Origin of the sequence: Massilia aurea, from assembly GCF_024753205.1 — a bacterium.
In the GTDB taxonomy this organism is placed as follows: Bacteria; Pseudomonadota; Gammaproteobacteria; order Burkholderiales; family Burkholderiaceae_D; genus Telluria; species Telluria aurea.
This window is the reverse complement of the sequence record NZ_JANUGZ010000004.1, coordinates 364317-381682: the sequence shown is the minus strand read 5'-3', so window position 1 is coordinate 381682 and position 17366 is coordinate 364317. Positions and strand designations below refer to the sequence as shown.

At 66.0% G+C, this 17366-nt stretch carries 12 protein-coding genes; 6 read left to right on the top strand and 6 right to left on the bottom strand.

Annotation, left to right across the window (positions count from 1 at the left end; all coding sequences use genetic code 11):
- Positions 1-52 precede the first annotated feature (52 nt).
- From NX775_RS16770 to NX775_RS16750, 5 genes are all read left to right on the top strand, one after another.
- Entirely contained in the window at positions 53-1111 is a 1059-nt protein-coding gene (locus NX775_RS16770; protein WP_258837040.1) for a LacI family DNA-binding transcriptional regulator, read from the top strand.
- A 132-nt stretch (positions 1112-1243) separates the two neighbouring features.
- The gene (locus NX775_RS16765) at positions 1244-2608 is read left to right on the top strand and encodes a GH1 family beta-glucosidase (RefSeq protein ID WP_258837039.1); all 1365 of its coding nucleotides are present in this window, start codon (positions 1244-1246) and stop codon (positions 2606-2608) included.
- A 31-nt stretch (positions 2609-2639) separates the two neighbouring features.
- The gene (locus NX775_RS16760) at positions 2640-5159 is read left to right on the top strand and encodes a glycoside hydrolase family 3 protein (RefSeq protein ID WP_258837038.1); all 2520 of its coding nucleotides are present in this window, start codon (positions 2640-2642) and stop codon (positions 5157-5159) included.
- Positions 5156-6139, top strand: coding sequence for a glucokinase (locus NX775_RS16755; protein WP_258837037.1), 984 nt, complete (start codon positions 5156-5158; stop codon positions 6137-6139). Before NX775_RS16760 ends, NX775_RS16755 begins: the two co-directional genes overlap by 4 nt.
- Positions 6140-6149: 10 nt before the next feature.
- Entirely contained in the window at positions 6150-7457 is a 1308-nt protein-coding gene (locus NX775_RS16750; protein ID WP_258837036.1) for a sugar MFS transporter, read from the top strand.
- A 68-nt stretch (positions 7458-7525) separates the two neighbouring features.
- Here NX775_RS16750 and NX775_RS16745 read toward each other — a convergent pair whose 3' ends face one another.
- The 3 genes from NX775_RS16745 to NX775_RS16735 form a co-directional block, all read right to left on the bottom strand.
- Positions 7526-8539 carry a cupin-like domain-containing protein gene (locus NX775_RS16745; protein WP_258837035.1) on the bottom strand — a complete coding sequence of 338 codons (1014 nt, stop codon included), beginning with the start codon at positions 8537-8539 and terminating at the stop codon, positions 7526-7528.
- The gene (locus NX775_RS16740) at positions 8523-9233 is read right to left on the bottom strand and encodes a SapC family protein (RefSeq protein ID WP_258837034.1); all 711 of its coding nucleotides are present in this window, start codon (positions 9231-9233) and stop codon (positions 8523-8525) included. The genes NX775_RS16745 and NX775_RS16740 overlap by 17 nt, the downstream gene beginning before the upstream one ends.
- Before the next feature lie 140 nt (positions 9234-9373).
- Positions 9374-12406, bottom strand: coding sequence for a TonB-dependent receptor (locus NX775_RS16735; protein ID WP_258837033.1), 3033 nt, complete (start codon positions 12404-12406; stop codon positions 9374-9376).
- 503 nt (positions 12407-12909) lie between these two features.
- On the opposite strand from NX775_RS16735, the gene NX775_RS16730 reads away from it, so the two are divergent.
- Positions 12910-14493, top strand: a complete 1584-nt coding sequence (locus NX775_RS16730) for a family 16 glycosylhydrolase (protein ID WP_258837032.1) — start codon at positions 12910-12912, stop codon at positions 14491-14493.
- Positions 14494-14498: 5 nt separating this feature from the next.
- Here NX775_RS16730 and NX775_RS16725 read toward each other — a convergent pair whose 3' ends face one another.
- From NX775_RS16725 to NX775_RS16715, 3 genes are read right to left on the bottom strand one after another with little or no spacing between them, the layout of a single operon-like run.
- Positions 14499-15413, bottom strand: coding sequence for a LytR C-terminal domain-containing protein (locus tag NX775_RS16725; protein ID WP_258837031.1), 915 nt, complete (start codon positions 15411-15413; stop codon positions 14499-14501).
- A gap of 16 nt (positions 15414-15429) precedes the next feature.
- Positions 15430-16374: a type II secretion system F family protein gene (locus tag NX775_RS16720; protein ID WP_258837030.1), complete on the bottom strand. Its 945-nt coding sequence runs from the start codon at positions 16372-16374 to the stop codon at positions 15430-15432.
- Positions 16375-16381: 7 nt separating this feature from the next.
- A complete protein-coding gene (locus tag NX775_RS16715; protein WP_258837029.1) occupies positions 16382-17362 on the bottom strand; it encodes a type II secretion system F family protein in 981 nt (326 codons plus the stop codon).
- Positions 17363-17366: the final 4 nt, after the last annotated feature.

Here is a 17366-nt window from a genome sequence, read left to right as displayed (position 1 = left end):
ATACAGTATGCTTGGCGGTTATTTTGATCCACTCATCGAACAGGAATCGCACGTGGCGACAATCAAGGACGTAGCGCGGCTGGCCGGCGTCGGTCTCGGCACCGCCTCGCGCGTGGTCAGCGGCAAAGGCTCGGTCTCGCCTGCCACGCTCGAGCGTGTGCGCAAGGCGATCGACGAACTGGGTTTTCGCCCGTCGCACGCGGCGCGCGCCCTGCTGTCCGGCACCAGCCGGATGGTCGGCGTCTACATCCCGGTGTTGTCGGGCACCTTCTACACGCCGATCCTGCAGATCATCGATACCGAACTGCGCGCGGCCGGCCTGCACATGGTGGTGGCATTTGGCGTGGGCCTGGGCGACGCGCGCAACCAGGCCATCGAAGGCATCGAGTTTCTCATCGAGCGCGGCTGCGATGGCCTGATCATGATGAGCAGCGCACTGACCGATGACGACATCGCCGCGCTGGGCGCCAAGCGCCGCACGATCGTCTCGCTCAACCACGATTTCGCCGACCTGCCCGGCCAGTGCTTCACGGTTGACCATGCGCTGGGCGGGCGCCTCGCGGCGCGCGCGCTGCTCGACCATGGCCACCGCGACATCGCCGTCATCGCCGGCCCGAATGCGCTGATCGACAACGTGGCGCGTGTCGATGGCTTCATGCACGAACTGCTGGCCGAAGGCCTCGATACCGACAAGGTCTGGATCGCCGAAAGCGACTTCTCGCCGCAGGGCGGGTGGCTGGCGGCCAAGGCGCTGGTCGAATCGAAGACCCCGTGCACGGCGCTGTTCTGCGCCAACGACGAGATGGCAGTGGGCGCGCTGTCGTACTTCCAGGAAGCCGGCATCAGCGTGCCGCGCGACCTGTCGGTGATCGGCTACGACGACACGCCCAGCGCCGAATTCGCGGCGCCGCGCCTGACGTCGGTGCACATGCCGTGGCGCGAGATGACGCTGGCTGGCATCAACGCCCTGCTCAATCGCTGCTATGAGCTGGGCCGCCCGGTGGCGCGCACGTTCCCCGTCAGCGTGACGATGCGCGCATCGCTGGCCAGGGCCGCAGGCAGCAAGGCCAAGCCCAAAGCCAAAGCCAAACACGAGGGCAAGAAAACATGACATCGCTGGCCCAGCCAGCACCGGCCGCGCGCGGCCATTTTTTTGGACACGAACTGGAAAGCTTTCCAAATGACTTGGATGTTTTCCCGAAAATTTTCATTCAGACCTTATTGACCAAATAGAGCGAAACCCATGACCACTGCCAACCGCCCCGAGCCACAAGCGCCGCAGCGCAGCGATTTTGCCCGCGATTTTTTGTGGGGCTGCGCCACATCGTCCTATCAGATCGAAGGCGCCGGCCGCGACGACGGCCGCGTGGAATCGATCTGGGACCGCTTTGCCGCCACGCCCGGCACCATCCGCGATGGTTCCAACGGCCTGGTCGCGTGCGACCATTACCACCGCTGGCCGGAAGACTTCGACATCGCGCGCGGCATGGGCCTGAACGCCTACCGCTTCTCGATCGCCTGGCCGCGCATTTTCAGCGAAGGCGGCGGCGCACCGAACCAGAAGGGCCTGGATTTCTATTCGCGCCTGGTTGACGGCATGCTCGAACGCGGGCTGCAGCCGTGGGCCACGCTGTACCACTGGGACTTGCCACAAACGCTGCAGGATGCGGGCGGCTGGGAAGACCGCGCCACGATCGACGCCTTCCTTGAGTACACCGACGCGATGACGCGCACCCTGGGCGACCGCGTCAAGCACTGGATCACGCACAACGAGCCATGGTGCACGGCGATCATTGGCAACTTCGAAGGCTGGCATGCGCCCGGCAAGACCGACCTGAAGGCAGCGCTGCAGGTCGCGCACAATGTGCTCGTCTCGCACGGCAAGGCGGTGCCGCTGATCCGCGCGAATGTGCCGGATGCGCAGGTCGGCATGGCCGTCAGCCTGCACCCGCTGCGCGCGGCGAGCGACAGCGCCGAGGACAGCGCGGCAAAAGAACGCCATGACGGCCTGCGCTATCGCTGGTTTCTCGATCCGCTGTTCGGCCGTGGCTATCCTGAAGCCACGCTCGCGCAGGTCGGCGCTGCCGCGCCCGACGTCGCGCCGGGCGACATGGACGCCATCGCGGTCAAGACCGATTTTCTGGGCGTGAATTACTACTTCCCCGAAACCGTCGCGCATGCCGCCGGCCACGCGCCGCTGGACACCAAGGTGCTGCCGCCCACCGAAGGCGAGATCACCGCGATGGGCTGGCCCGTGGTGCCCGAAGGCCTGGCTGAACTCCTGCTGCGCATCGAGAACGACTACCACCCGGGCCCGATGTACGTGACCGAAAACGGTTCGGCCTTCGACGACGTGGTGGGCGCCGACGGCGAGATCGACGATGTGCAGCGCCGCCATTACCTGATGCGCCACCTGGCCTCGCTCAAGGCCGCGATCGATGGCGGCGCGCCAGTCAAGGGCTACTTCGCCTGGAGCCTGCTCGACAACTTCGAGTGGGCAGAAGGCTATCTGAAGCGTTTCGGCCTCGTGCACATCGATTACGCTACGCAGCAACGCCGCCTCAAGAGCAGCGGCAAATGGTACGGCGCGTTCCTGCGCCAGGCATGAATTCCTATAACGACAACGAACGAGACAAACCATGACAGCCACGCTTCGCCCTTCCCTGCTCGCCCTTGCGATCGCCCTTGCCTTGCCTGCCTTCGCGCATGCCGCCCCGGTCGACACCAACCTGGCCGACTGGCCGCGCGTGACCAGCGCGATCAAGAAGGACGCCGCGCTCGAGAAGCGCGTCCAGGAGATCGTCAGCAAGATGACGCTGGCCCAGAAGATCGGCCAGATGACGCAGCCCGAAATCAAGACGGCCACGCCGGCCGACGTGACCAAATACTATCTGGGCTCGGTGCTCAATGGCGGCGGCAGCTGGCCGAACGGGAACAAGGCGGCCAGCGCGAAGGAATGGCTGGCGCTGGCGCAGGCGTACCACGAGGCGTCGATGAAGACCGACATGGCGATCAAGGTGCCGGTCGTGTGGGGCACCGACGCGGTCCACGGCCACAACAACGTGCCAGGCGCCACGCTGTTCCCGCACAATATCGGGCTGGGCGCAGCGCGCAATCCGAAGCTGATGCGCGAGATCGGCGCGGCCACCGCGAAGGCTGTGCGCGCGACCGGTATCGCCTGGGTGTTCGGCCCGACGCTCGCCGTCGTGCGCGACGATCGCTGGGGCCGCACCTATGAAAGCTATGCCGAGCATCCGGAAGTCGTGCGCAGCTACGCGGGCGAATACGTCAAAGGCATGCAGGGCGCGTTCAGGGACGACGCCAACACCATTGCGACGGCCAAGCACTTCATCGGCGACGGCGGCACCAAGAACGGCAAGGACCGCGGCGTGACCGAGGCCAGCGCCGTTGACCTGATCAACATCCATGGCGCCGGCTACGTCCCGGCGCTGAGCGCTGGCGCCCAGACGGTCATGACCTCATTTAACAGCTGGACCGATACGGCGGCCGGCGTCGAGCATGGCAAGCTGCATGGCAGCAAAGTGGCGCTCACCGACATCCTCAAGAACAAAATGGGCTTCGATGGCTTCGTCGTCACCGACTGGAACGGCATCGGCGAAGTGAAAGGCTGCCGCAACGACAGCTGCGCCCAGGCGGTCAACGCCGGCAACGACATGTTCATGGTGCCGGACGACTGGAAGGCCTTCATCGCCAACACGATCAAACAGGTCGAGTCGGGCGAGATCCCGATGGCGCGCATCGACGATGCCGTGACCCGCATCATCCGCGTCAAGCTGCGCGCCGGCCTGTTCGACAAGAGCCCGGCCCAGAACGCGTATGCCGGCAAGGACGATGCGATGCAGGCGCGTGCGCTGGCGCGCCAGGCCGTGCGCGAGTCGCTCGTGCTGCTCAAGAACGAAGGCCCGGCCCTGCCCCTGAAGCGCGGCCAGAAAATTCTCGTCGTGGGCAAGAGCGCCGACGAGCTGTCAAACCAGAGCGGCGGCTGGTCGATCACGTGGCAGGGCACCGCCACCACGAATGCCGATTTCAAGAACGCCGACACGATCCTGACCGGTATTCGCGAAGCGGCAGGCAGCGAGAACGTGCGCTTCAGCGTCGATGCGAAAGACGTCGACGTGACGCAGTTCGACACGGTGATTGCCGTCATCGGCGAACGTCCGTATGCGGAAGGCGATGGCGACATCCACCCATCCGGCACGCTGCGCCACAGCAGCCGCTATCCGGAAGACCTGGCCGTGCTGCAGGCGGTGGCCGGCAAGGGCAAACCCGTCATCACCGTGATGGTCACGGGGCGGCCGGTGTACGGCAACGACCTGCTGAATCTGTCGGACACCTTCATCTCGGCCTGGCTGCCGGGTTCCGAGGGCAAGGGCGTGTCGGACCTGTTGATCGCAGGCGGCAAGCGCTATGACTTCCGCGGCACGCTGCCGTTCTCGTGGCCGAAGTCGGCCTGCCAGGTCAAGCTCAACGTCGGCGACAAGGAGTACGCACCGCTGTTCGCCTACGGCTACGGCCTGAAAGCGGGCACGCGCTCGAAGCTCGGCAAGCTCGATGAAACGATTCCGCAAGGCGGCTGCAGCGCCGGCAATACCTTCCCCGTGTTCAGCCAGGCCGACCGCACCAGCTTCCCGCTGGCGATCCGCAGCGGCGGGCAAACCACGGTGCTGGGCGCCGACCTGAATGCGAGCTTCACGTTGCCGGGCATCGTCGTCACGACCGCGCAGGTCAACACCCAGCAGGATGCCAAGATGGGCGCCTGGACCGGCCCGGCCACGCTCGAAGCACGCGGTGCGCGCGCGATGGTCGTGCCGGCAGCGGCGGCAAAGGATGGCGCGTTGCGCTTTGACACCATGGTCGCCAAGGCGCCAACCGGCAAGGTGATGCTCGCGATGCGCCAGGGCGCGAGCGACACGGCGCTGGACGCCACGACCCTGTTCAAGCGCCTGGCCGATGGCGGCAAGCACACGGTCTCGATTCCACTCGCCTGCTTCCAGGCCAAAGGGGTTGATCTGGCCAAGGTCGACACGCCGTTCAGCGTCACCAGCGACGGCCCGTTCAGCGCGGCCTTCGCGAATATCGAGATCGCCGGCGGCGCCGCGAAAGAGGCCGATGCCGTGCGCTGCGAGGACCTCAAATGACGGCAGAGGTGACGCACGGCCTGCGGCTGCTGGCCGACATCGGCGGCACCAATGCGCGCTTCGCGCTGCAGTCCGATCCGGCTGGCGGCTTCGATGATGTCGAGGTGCTGACCGGCGCCAGCTACCTGACGCTGGGTGACGCGATCCGCGCCTACCTCGAAGGCGCCCGCGCGCGCGGGATGGCAGTGGACAGCGTGTGCCATGCGGCGCTGGCGATTGCCAATCCGGTCGAGGGCGACGAGATCCGGATGACCAACCACCACTGGGCTTTCTCGATCGAAGCGCTGCGCCAGGAACTGGGCTTGACCACGCTGTTGATGGTCAACGACTTCGCGGCGCTGGCGATGGCGCTGCCGCACCTGCAGCCCGCCGGGCGCCAGCGCATCGGCGGCGGCATCGAACTGCCCAACCGGACCATTGGCCTGATCGGCCCTGGCACGGGGCTGGGGGTCTCGGGCGTGGTCCCGGCCGGCGGGCGCTGGATTGCGCTGTCGGGCGAAGGCGGCCACGTGAGCTTCGCGCCCGTCAACCGCGACGAGGTGGCAATCCTCGAGGCGCTGTGGAGCGAGTACGGCCACGTCTCGGCCGAGCGCCTGCTGTCGGGCATGGGACTGGAGCTGATCCACTGGGCGCGCACCAGCCGGCGCATGAAGGCGGCCGACATCACCACTGCGGCGCTCGATGGTTCGTGCCTGGAGTGTCAGGGCTCGGTGCGGGTGTTCTGCGCGATCCTGGGCAGCGTGGCCGGCAATGTCGCGCTTACACTGGGGGCGACCGGCGGCATGTATATCGGCGGTGGCATCGTGCCGCGTTTGGGCGTGCTATTCGAGCAATCGGCGTTTCGCGCGCGCTTTGAAGACAAGGGCCGCCTGGGCGACTATCTGGCGCGCATACCGACCTACTTGATTACTGAACAATATCCCGCGTTGCGCGGGGTTTCGGCTATGCTGTCGGATCAAATTTTTAGTCTGCACCAATAACGGAGAGACCATGCAGAATCCCATCCAGACCCCGACCGTGGCCAGTGCAGCGACGGACGGCGAACGCAATGCGCATACCGGGGCGCTGTTCATCGTCACCATCCTGTTCTTCATGTGGGGCCTGATCACGTCACTCAACGACGTCCTGATCCCGCACCTGAAATCGATCTACACCCTCACCTACATGCAGGCGATGCTGGTGCAGCTGTGCTTCTTCGGCGCTTACGTCGTCGTGTCGCTGCCGGCCGGCGCGCTGATTCGCCGCCTCGGTTACCAGAACGGCGCTGTCGCCGGCCTGCTGGTCGCGGCCACCGGCTGCGCGCTGTTCTATCCGGCGTCGAACGGCGGCTACGGCCTGTTCCTGTTCGCGCTGTTCGTGCTGGCCAGCGGGATCACGATCCTGCAGGTCGCGGCCAACCCGTACGTCACCGTCCTTGGCCCTGCGCGCACCGCCGCCAGCCGCCTGACGCTCACGCAAGCCTTTAACTCGCTCGGCACCACGGTGGCGCCGACGCTGGGGGGCTTTTTGATCCTGTCGACGGTGGCGCTGTCCGCCGACCAGCTGGCGCTGCTGCCGGAAGCCGAACGGGTCGCGCACCGCGCGGCCGAAGCAGCTGCCGTGCAGGGCCCGTACCTGGGCCTGGCCGCGGCGCTCGCGCTGCTGGCCGTGCTGTTCGCACTGGCGCGCCTGCCGAAGATCGCGTTCCAGGACACCACCACTGCGGCCGTCGACGGCAAGGGCGGCGCGATGGCGTACCGCCACCTGGTACTCGGCGCGCTGGGCATCTTCCTGTACGTGGGCGCTGAAGTCAGTATCGGCAGCTTCCTGATCAACTTCATCGGCGAGCCGCACATTGCCGGGCTGTCGCATGCCGACGCGGCCCGCTACGTCAGCCTGTACTGGGGCGGCGCGCTGGTGGGCCGCTTCATCGGCTTTGCAGTGATGCGTTACGTCAGCCCGGGCAAGTCGCTGGCCGTCACCGCGCTCGGTTCGATGGCGCTGGTGCTCACCGCGATCTTCACCGATGGCAGCCTGGCGATGTGGGCAATCATCGCCGTCGGCCTGTGCAACTCGATCATGTTCCCGACCATCTTCAGCATGGCGCTGCACGGCCTGGGCAAGTTCACGGGCCAGGGTTCGGGCATCCTCTGCATGGCCATCGTCGGCGGCGCGATCGTGCCGTTCATCCAGGGCATCCTGGCCGACAGCATCGGCCTGCAGATCTCGTTCCTGGTGCCGGCAGCGTGTTACCTGTTCATCCTGTACTACGGCGTGAAGTACGCCGATCTGCACAAGCAGAAGGTGGCGGCGGAATAAACGTCGCCGTCATCAACGAAAATGCCCGCACATGATGCGGGCATTTTTTTGTCCTGGCCCGCCGTGTGTCAGCGGTTCAGGCGTTTGAGCAGCTGCGCGCGCACCATGCGCGAGGCGTTGTCGTCCATCGGACCAAGCAGGCCGCGCGCGCCTGGCGGGATATGTGCTGCCGTCTCGCCATCGGCCTCGAACACGTAGTGCCGGAACAGCTCGGCCCAGGCCGCACGCTGCGCCGGCGGCAGGTCGCGCACCGTCATCAGGGCGTGCATCAGCGCGTTGTTGGGCGTGTCCATCCAGTCCGGCGACTGGCGCCACCAGTAATTGACCAGCACGTTGACATCGTCCAGCGCCTCGACGTGGTGCCACCACATGCTGGGGATGAACAGTGCGTCGCCAGGGCCAAGTTCGGCGCTCTGCGCCTGCGCGAGTGCGTCAGCAAACCGTGGAAAACGTGCAAGGTCGGGCTGTGCGAAATCGACCAGGCTGATGGGCTGGCCTGCCGGCGTCAGGTCGATCGGGCCGATGTACAGATTGTGCTGCTGCCCCGGCGGGAACAGCGTGAAGCGGCGTCGCCCGGCCGCGATGCAGGCCAGGTTGTCCGGCACATCGTAATGGGCAGCGATGCGGGTGCGGGTGCCGACCCAGATCGACGCCAGAGGGTCGCGCGGGCCCAGGTCGACGTCGTTCTCGCCTCTGAAGCCCGGCAGTGCACCGTCGATCGTGGTCGAGCCGACATAGATCGCGGGCGGCGCCGGCGCGGCCAGGTGCTTTGCCAGTTCATCGAGCACGGCGTCGAGCCGCACGCGCAGCGACTGGAAATTGAAGCCGTCGAGCGCCGCGTTGTAGAAGAAGCGACCGCCAATGTCGGGCGGGCCGAGCATCGCATTGACGGTGGCGTCGCCGCACCAGCGGCGCAAATAGTCGAGCGCTGCCTGCGGCGACTGGCGCCCTGCAGCCACCACCGGCCAGTGCGCCACCAGGCCGCGCAGCAGCAGCGGCTCGGTCGACGCCAGGATCGTTGCATCGAGATCGGCCGGCGTCACACCGGCCAGCTCGCGGATGGCGTTAGCGGCCGGCAGCATCGCGGTGATTCTTGCGGTCGATCAGGTTGCGGAAGTTCGACAGCGAGGCCAGTGCGAAGTAGATCGGCGCCAGGTAGCCTGCCGCATGCAGTTCGGCGATGATGGCGCCATCGAGCGCGCCCAGGCGTTCTTCGTGGATCGTGAAGAAGCCGCCCAGGCGGTTCTGCGCGCCATTGTCGAATTCGATGTCGAGCACGAACGCATCGAGCAGATCATGGCGCTTGAGGGCTTCGAGAAAGCCGATATTGGCCTGCACGCCGTTGTGGATGTTCGACAGCATGGTGCTGACCTTTTCCAGGTACTCGGTGTTGCCGCCATGCGGCTTGAACACCGGCTCGCCGTCGGTCGTGCTCACGCGCGGGTGGTCGAGGTCGACCTGGATCATCAGCTCGTCGCCATTGCGGCCGATGTAGAACGGCTGGCGCTCGTGCATCCACGGCACGAGCGGCGCATCCCAGCGGCCGTCTTGCAGGAACAGGTTTTCGTCTTCGGTAAAGCCCAGCAGCGCGATCGCTTCGAAGTTCACGCCGTCTTCGAGCTGGCGGAAGATGATCGGGTAGATCCCCTGCAGGGAGCGGAATTCGTCGGCGAAGGTCGGCACCCACGCGACTTCGCTGCCCAGGCCGGGGTGGTGACCAGCGATGATGCGCAGGTCCTTGTGTTCGATATTGTTCAGCAGGGCGATATTGGGCATGGACGTCTCGTTGTCGTTATTGGAATCATGCGGTGAAACGACAGCGGCGGGCCGGCTGATGCCGGCCCGCCGCTGCGGTTGCAGGGCCGGTGTGCGGGAAGTCTACTCCCGAATACCGGCGCCGGACAGATGCTGCGCTATCAGAATTTGTAGCGCGCCGCGAGCATGTAACGCGGACCCGATTGCGTCACGAACAGCACCTGCTGCTTGGTGCGGCCGTGCGTGCGCTGGATCTCGTCGGTCAGGTTGATGCCCTCGAACGAGACGGACAGGTTCTTGTTGACGTTGTAGCCGACGCTCAGATCGAGCTGACCGTACGCTTCGACGTAGTTCGGGTTCGGACCGGCACCGTCGAAGGTCGACGACAGGAATTCGTCGCGCCAGTTGTAGGCCGCGCGCACGTTCCACTTGTCGTTCTCGAAGATACCCACCAGATTGGCCGAGTCGCCCAGGCCGACCAGTGCGAACTGCTCGCCCACGCTGCCGTTGTCGTACTTCAGGCCCGAATTGACGTAGGTGTAGTTGGCCTGCACGCCGAAGCCGCTGTTGCCGAACATGTGCTGGAGGTTGAATTCCAGGCCGCGGATGTTTGCCTTCTTCTGGTTCGAATACGACGTGATGCGGAAGTTCGCGACCGGATCGGTGGCGATGGACTTGATGGTGCCAGTGGCGTCGCCCGAGTCGTTGACCGGCCCCGCGGTCACGCCCGGCTGGCCGTCGAAGTTGCGGAAGATGTAGTTGCGGATGCAGGTGGTGTCCGCAGTCGTGCAGCTGGCCAGCGCCGCATTCCAGTACGCGCCGCCAACGGGCGTGCGCACGCCGAACGGCTGGGCGATGACTTGCGACTGTCCAGCGTAGTTCTCGAGCTGCTTGCGGAAGTGGTTGACCGAAACAAAGCTCTGGCGGCCGTAGTACCACTCGAGAGCGATGTCGAAGTTCTTCGACTTGACTGGCTCCAGCGCCGGGTTGCCCTGCGAGCCGGTGCCGCCATCGACGCGCGCCAGCGTGTCGAGCACCTGGCCGCCGGCGATCTGGTCGTAGCGTGGACGGCCGATCGTGTGGCCATAGCTGAAACGCCCCTTGATGTCGTCGCGCAGCGCGATGTCGGCGTCGAAGCTTGGTAGCACGTGGCTGTAGTTGCCCTTGAGCGTGGTAAAGCCCGATTCGCCAACGATCACCCGCAGTTCATTCTGCGAGACCCAGTTGATCCCGGTCGGAGTCGGCACCAGCGCGGTGGAGCTCACGTCGGTCTTCTCGTAACGCACGCCCAGCGAGGTATTGATCGGGAAGCGGGTATCCCACTCGGTATTGAACTGCAGGTACAGGCTCTTCGACTTTTCTTCGGTACGACGGTCGGTGTCGTAGGTCGTCTTCGGCAGATACAGCTCCGGCAGGCCGGAGGCCTGGGATACGATGTCGCGGATCTGGCCGAAGTTGAAGGTGTGGAAGCGGTCGAACAGGGCCGGGTTGTCGCTGCCGTTGACCTGGTCAAAATACTTGCCGAGGCTGTCGACGGTGAACAGGCTGGCCGGGTAGTCGGACGCCTGCGTCGCGCCGCCCCAGCTGTCGCGCTGCTGCACCGAGAACGCCGAGCGGTAGTCGACCTTGGTCGCGCCGACGCCGAACTTGAACTCGGACGCTTCCAGCACTTTCCAGCTGCCGTGGGTCTGGATCTGGTCGACTTCGGTCTTCATGTAGCCGTTCTCGAACACCGAGCCGGTGACCTGCTGCGGCGCGCGCGCGTAGTCGGCGCCTTGAATGCTCAGCACGGGGAAATCTTGCGAAAAGTCGACGCTGGTGTTGCCGCGGCTGAAGCTGGCGGTGCCGATCACGTTGCTCGAGCCCCAGGGGCTGTCCGGGGTCGATTCGGCCGACGAGCTGTGCGCATCGAGTTCAAAGCGCAGGTCGGGATTGACGCGCCAGACCGTGTTGAAGCCCAGCGACTTGTTTTCGCTGCGCGTGGCGAAGTCCGACACGCCCATGGCGATGTCGCTGTTCCCGGCCGGGATCAGCTCGGCATATGTCAGCGGGCCGGCGATCGGACCGTCGGTCCAGCTGCTTGACGACGGGCCGAAGTTGAACCATGCCGACATGTCGTTGCGGCGGGTGTGGATCTTGTTTTCCGAATAGGTGTAGTCGACGGTGCTGGTGATCGACTTGTTCGGCGCGAACTGGAACACCACCTGGCCGTTGGTGCGCTCGCGCTGCACGCCGCTCAGGTTGTAGTTCAGGTTCTGCGGGGTCTGGTACAGGTCAGTCGGGCCGGGGCGGTTCGTGATCAGCTCGGAACCCGGCTTGCCTGGCAGCGGGATCGCGCCGTAGGTTTCCTGGTCGCCGCGGAACGGGCCCTTCCAGCCATTGGCCACCGACGCGCGGTTATAGCCCAGGTTGCGTTCCTGGTAGCTGGCCGACAGGCCGATGCCGAAACGGCCATCGGCCGAGGTGTTCGAGTAGATGCCCGAGACTTCCGGCGTGACCTTGTTGCCGTGCTGGAGACCGTCCGGCAGGTTGGTGGCCGACGTGTCGTGCACGCCCTTGATGCCGATGCTGGCCTGCATGCCGGGACGCGACAGCGGGCGCGCGGTGATCACGTTGATGGTCGCGCCGACGCCGCCGGTCGGGGTCTCGGCGCGGCTCGATTTGTAGACCTGCAGCTGCGAGATCGCTTCGGAGGCGATGTTGGCGAAGTCGAACGCGCGGCCATTGCGGTCGCCCAGGTTCGATACCGGCATCTGGCGGCCATTGAGCAGCACCAGGTTGAAGTCGGGGCCAACGCCACGCACGGTGATCTTCGAGCCTTCGCCGATTTCGCGATCGATCGACACGCCCGAGATGCGCTGCAGCGATTCGGCCAGGTTCGTGTCGGGGAATTTGCCGATGTCTTCAGCGACGATGCCGTCCACGAAGCCCTGCGCATTGCGCTTGAGGTTCATCGACGATTCGAGACTGGCGCGCAGGCCGGTCACGACGACGGTCTGCGTGCCGTTTTGCGCGGGGCCGGTGATCGACGCGGTGGGATTGCTGGCCGCGTCGACCGCCTGGTTGGGGGCGCTGGTGGCGGTTTCGGCTGGCGGCATGCTGGCCGCTTCCTGGGCAAACGCCGGCATGAACGCCGCGCATGCGCTGGCAACTGCCAGACTGATCAAGGTCTGTTTAGCCTTTGGGTAGTACATGTCTTCTCCTGTTTTTATAAATATGACCGTGCTCAGACACGGTGTCTCCGCCATCCGGATGCGTCGCCGCTGCCCCGGGTACTGCCTTTCAAACCCGGGCGCCTCCTTGCCCGGCGGCGCGCCACCATGTGGTGCAGCGAGACCGATCGGCTGGTGCCGATGGCCTCGCTACGTGAATCGCCGGGTGCGCGCTGCACTGTGTCATGTGTCCTCGGCTCCTTGGCGGGTTGCGCCAATCGGGCATCGAAGGGAATTTGTCCGTCGCATGGAAACGTTTCCATGCAGTGAGCTGAATCTTAGAGTTATGAAAATAAATTGTCAACGGAATATTCCGTTACCTCGTCAACCGGTGTGACGTAGTTTTGCAACACTTTGGTGCGCGCGGCGCGTCAGGCAGTCTTTGTAAATGACGAATCACAGGTGCGCGTCCCGCATTGACGGGATCGGTTCGAGAAGCTATAGTCCCCTTGACGTTTTGGTAACGTTTCCAAACTGGAGCATGCATGCACCATTTTCTGGCCCGTCTCACGCGTAGCGTCCCCCGCGGCGCCCTGCTCGCCGCTATCTGTGTCACTTATGCCGCCAGCGTGCATGCTGCTGCACCGACGCCCGCATTCGCCTGGCCCGGCGGCGCGCGCGCTGCCGTCAGCCTCGCTTACGACGATGCGCTCGACTCGCAACTCGACAACGCGCTGCCGACGCTGGACCGCCACGGCATCAAGGGCACCTTCTATCTGCAGCTATCGAGCCCGCCCGTGGCGGCGCGTTTGCCGGCGTGGCGCGCGGCTGCCGCCCGCGGTCATGAACTGGGCAACCACAGCCTGTTCCACCAGTGTTCGGGCAAGGGCCCGGACCGCGGCTGGGTCGCCGCGCACCGCGACCTCGCAACGACCAGCCGCGCACAGATGGTCGACCAGGTCCTGCTGGCCAACACGATGCTCGAAGCGATCGACGGCCGGCGCGAGCGCACTTACACCGCACCCTGCGGCGACGTGCAGGCGCTGGGCGGCGACTACCTGCCCGCACTGCACCCGGCGTTCGTTGCGATCAAGGCGGGCAATGGCCCAGGCGTGCCGGTTTCGATGGCGGCGGTCGACCCGTATCAGGTTGCGTCGGTCGGCCCGGTGGGTGCCAGTGGCGCGGAACTGATCGCGCTGGTGGAGCAAGCCGTCGCGCGTGGCACCATGGTCGCCTTCACCTTCCATGGCATCGGGGGCGACCACCTGAGCGTGTCGTCACAGGCGCATGAAGAACTGGTGCGCTATCTGGCTGCGCACCGTGACGTGGTCTGGACCGACACGTTCATCAACATCATGCAGCACGTCAGGCAGCAAGTTACGCTGGCGCAGGCGCGCCTGCCCGGCTGGACGCTGGCCTGGAGCGATGAATTCAGCGGCGCGATGCTCGACCGCACGATCTGGACGCTCGAAACCGGCGGCCATGGCTGGGGCAACAACGAGATGCAGTTCTACACGGCGCGGCCCGAGAACGTGCGCGTGGAGGACGGCCACCTGGTCATCGAGGCGCGCAAGGAGCGCTACGAAGGCAAGGATTACACGTCGGCGCGGCTCAAGACAGCCGGCCTGAAAGAGACGCAGTACGGGCGTTTCGAAGCGCGCATCAAGGTGCCGAAGGGCCAGGGTATCTGGCCGGCGTTCTGGATGCTGGGCGCCGACATCGGCAAGGTCGGCTGGCCGCGCAGCGGCGAGATCGACATCATGGAAATCATCGGCAAGGAACCGCGCAATGCCTATGGCACGCTGCACGGGCCAGGCTATTCGGGCGAGCACGCGTTCAGCAAACCGATCGCGCTGGACGGCGCCGACTATGGCGACGACTTCCACGTGTTTGCCGTCGAGTGGGAACCGCAGGCCATCCGCTGGTACCGCGATGGCGTGCACTACCACACCGCCACGCCGGCGCTCGTAAAGGGCGACTGGGTATTCGAGCATCCATTCTTCGTGCTGCTGAACCTCGCTGTCGGCGGATACTGGCCCGGCTACCCGGACAGCACGACCGCGTTCCCGCGCCGGATGCTGGTCGATTATGTGCGGGTGTATCGCAAGGATGCAGCGCCAGCGCCGTGACCGGTTCAGCGCAGCGCCAGTGAGTCTGCCTTCTTCGCATCCAGGCGCAGCATGGCGCCGCGCTGCGCCAGGTCGCGGCCCAGCACCAGGCGCAGGTTGGCGGGTGCGCGGTGGCCGACTTCCTGCAGGTGCACGCTGCCCACGCGCTGCGCGAGGCGCCGGGCCGCATCGACGTGGGCTGCGTCGTATTCGATGCGCGTGTGGCGCACCGCAAAGCCGGGCTGGTTCGACAGGCGCGTGACACGCAGGCCAGGTGCGTCGATCTGGCGTGCCAGTGCGCGCGCCATCCCGGTCACGCCATTGCCATTGCTGATCTCGAGACGCGCCACGGCCGGCGGCAGTGAAAGCGGCTGCAAGGCAGACTGCACAGCAGGCGCGCTTGCCGGTACACGGCGCAATTCCATCATGCCGTCCGCGCCGACGTGGATCTGCGCTTGCGCCCAGCCGGGCTGTGGGGTGGGCTGCAATGCCGCCATGGCCTGGCCGAGCGCGGCGACGCCCGTCTGGCCACCGGTCGCAGCGAAGTCGGCGCGCAAGTCGTACTGGCGCAGCGACGCCGCCTGGCGCAGCATCTGCCGCGCGCGGGCATCCTGTCCCAGTGCAGCCAGCGCTTCGCCCAGCAACTCCCACGAGTGCGCAACCAGCGGATCGAGCAGGCAGGCGCGTTCCAGCGCCACGCGGGCAGCGTCGTAATCGCCACTGCGCAGAGACGCGCTGCCCAGAGTGACGAACCGGTGGGCGGTATCCGGTGCGGTATCCGGCCCGGCGTCAGCTTGCAGCGGCGCGGCCAGGTCACGCCGGACGGCAAGCGCTCCTGGCTCCGCACTGATTGGTATCTGAAGCGGCGCGCACGCCGCAAGGCCGGCGCACAGCAATGCCAGCCGCGTGAATCGGGTGCTATGGTGGATGGTCGGGCGCATGGCGGCCTCCTTGGGTTCAGCGCGCGCTGGCCAGCGCGCTCATGGCACGGGAAATCTGGATCGCCGCCGGTCCCAGGAGGACCATCATCAGCGTCGGGAAAATACAGAAGATCAGCGGGAACAGCAGTTTCAGGCCGATGCGCGCAGCCGTTTCCTCGGCGATCATGCGCCGCTTGTGACGCAGGTTGTCGGCATACACGCGCAGGGCGTCGCCCACGCTGGTGCCGAAGCGTTCGGACTGGATCAGCATGGCCACCAGCGTATCGACATCCTCGACGCCGGAGCGCAGCGCGAAATTGCGCAGCGCCTTTTCCTTGCTGAAGCCGGCCCGCATTTCCATCAGCACGATCTGCATCTCCTGCGCCAGCACCACGCTCTTGATATGGATTTCGGCGGCCACCTTGACCAGAGCGCGCTCCAGGCTCAGGCCCGCTTCGACGCACACCGTCAGCAGGTCGAGGGCATCGGGAATGGTTTCGAAGATCTCGCGCCGGCGCCGCTTGACGCGGCGCGCCAGCACGGCGTTGGGCAGGTAGTAGCCGAGCGCCGCACCGCACAGCAGAATCATCAGCACCATGCGCCCCGACGTCGTCCCGCGCAACAGCATCACGGGCGCCAGTACGGCGGGCGCCAGCAGCGCCAGCGCGGTCTTGGCCGCGAAGTACAGCGTCGGCGCCGCCGGGTTGCGCCAGCCGGCGTTCATGAAGCGGGTGCGCAGTGTGGATTTTTCCCAGCCTTCGTCGGGGATCGACAACCGGGTGAGCGGCCGGGCCACGCTGGCGACACGCTCGATCCAGCGCAGGCGCGGCGCGTCACCGATGCCCGGCGCCGCGCGCTGGCCGAGAAGACGGCGCAGACGCTCGCGCAGCGCGACCGGCGCGAACAGCGCCAGCGCGACCCAGCACAGCGCGCACACGACCATGAAGACGATCAGCAAAAACCACAGTTGCATGGTATTCATCGCGGCCTCACACGCGGATGCGGATGGTCTGGCGCAGCCACAGCACGCCAAAGATGATCATGCCCAGGCCGTACCACAGCAGCCGCTGGCCGCTCGGGTCAGTCCACAGCATGCTGACGTAATGCGGGCTGCTCACCGCCATCACGCCCATCACGCCAAATGGCAGCAAGCCCAGAATCCAGGCCGACATGCGGCCTTCGGCCGACAGCACCCGCACCTGGGCCACGAGTTTCAGGCGGGCGCGGATGATGCCGCTGATATTGCCGAGGATTTCGGCCAGGTTGCCGCCCGAATCGCGCTGGATCAGCACCGCGATCACCAGATAGCGCAGGTCGGTCAGCGGAATGCGCGCGGCCAGCCCGTGCAGCGCTTCGTTCATCGGCACGCCGTAATTGATCTCTTCGCGCGCGATGCGAAATTCACCGGCCAGCGGCTCGGGCATCTCATTGCCGACGATCTGCAGCACATTGATGAACGAGTGCCCGGCGCGCAGCGCGCGCGCGATGAAGTCGGCCGCCTCCGGCAGCTGGTGCTCGATGCGGATCAGGCGCCGCCTGCGCATCCGCTGCAGCAGGCACCAGGGCAGGCCGGGACTGGCCACGCACAGCAGCAGGCGCGCTTGCAGCGGCAACGCCCAGACGCTGCCAGCCACCAGGACCAGGATCACGCAGCCGAAGGTGGCGCCAATGAAGTGGCTGACGGTCCAGGGCGCGCCGGCCTGCACCAGCAGCGCATCGATGCGCTGGGCCAGGGCTGCCCGGTGCAGCAGCCGGTCGAGTGCAGGCCGGCGGCTGAAGGGGCGCTGCTTGAGGATCGAGATGCGTTCGCCCGAGCGCGTCTGCGCGCCGCCGGACATGACCTGCAGGCGGCGTGCAATGCGGCGCGCAGCGGCGCCGCGGGTACTCATCCACCACAGGTAGAAGCCTTCGACCGCCAGGATGACGGCGGCGAACAGCACCACGACGAAACCGTAGAACAGGATGTCCATGACC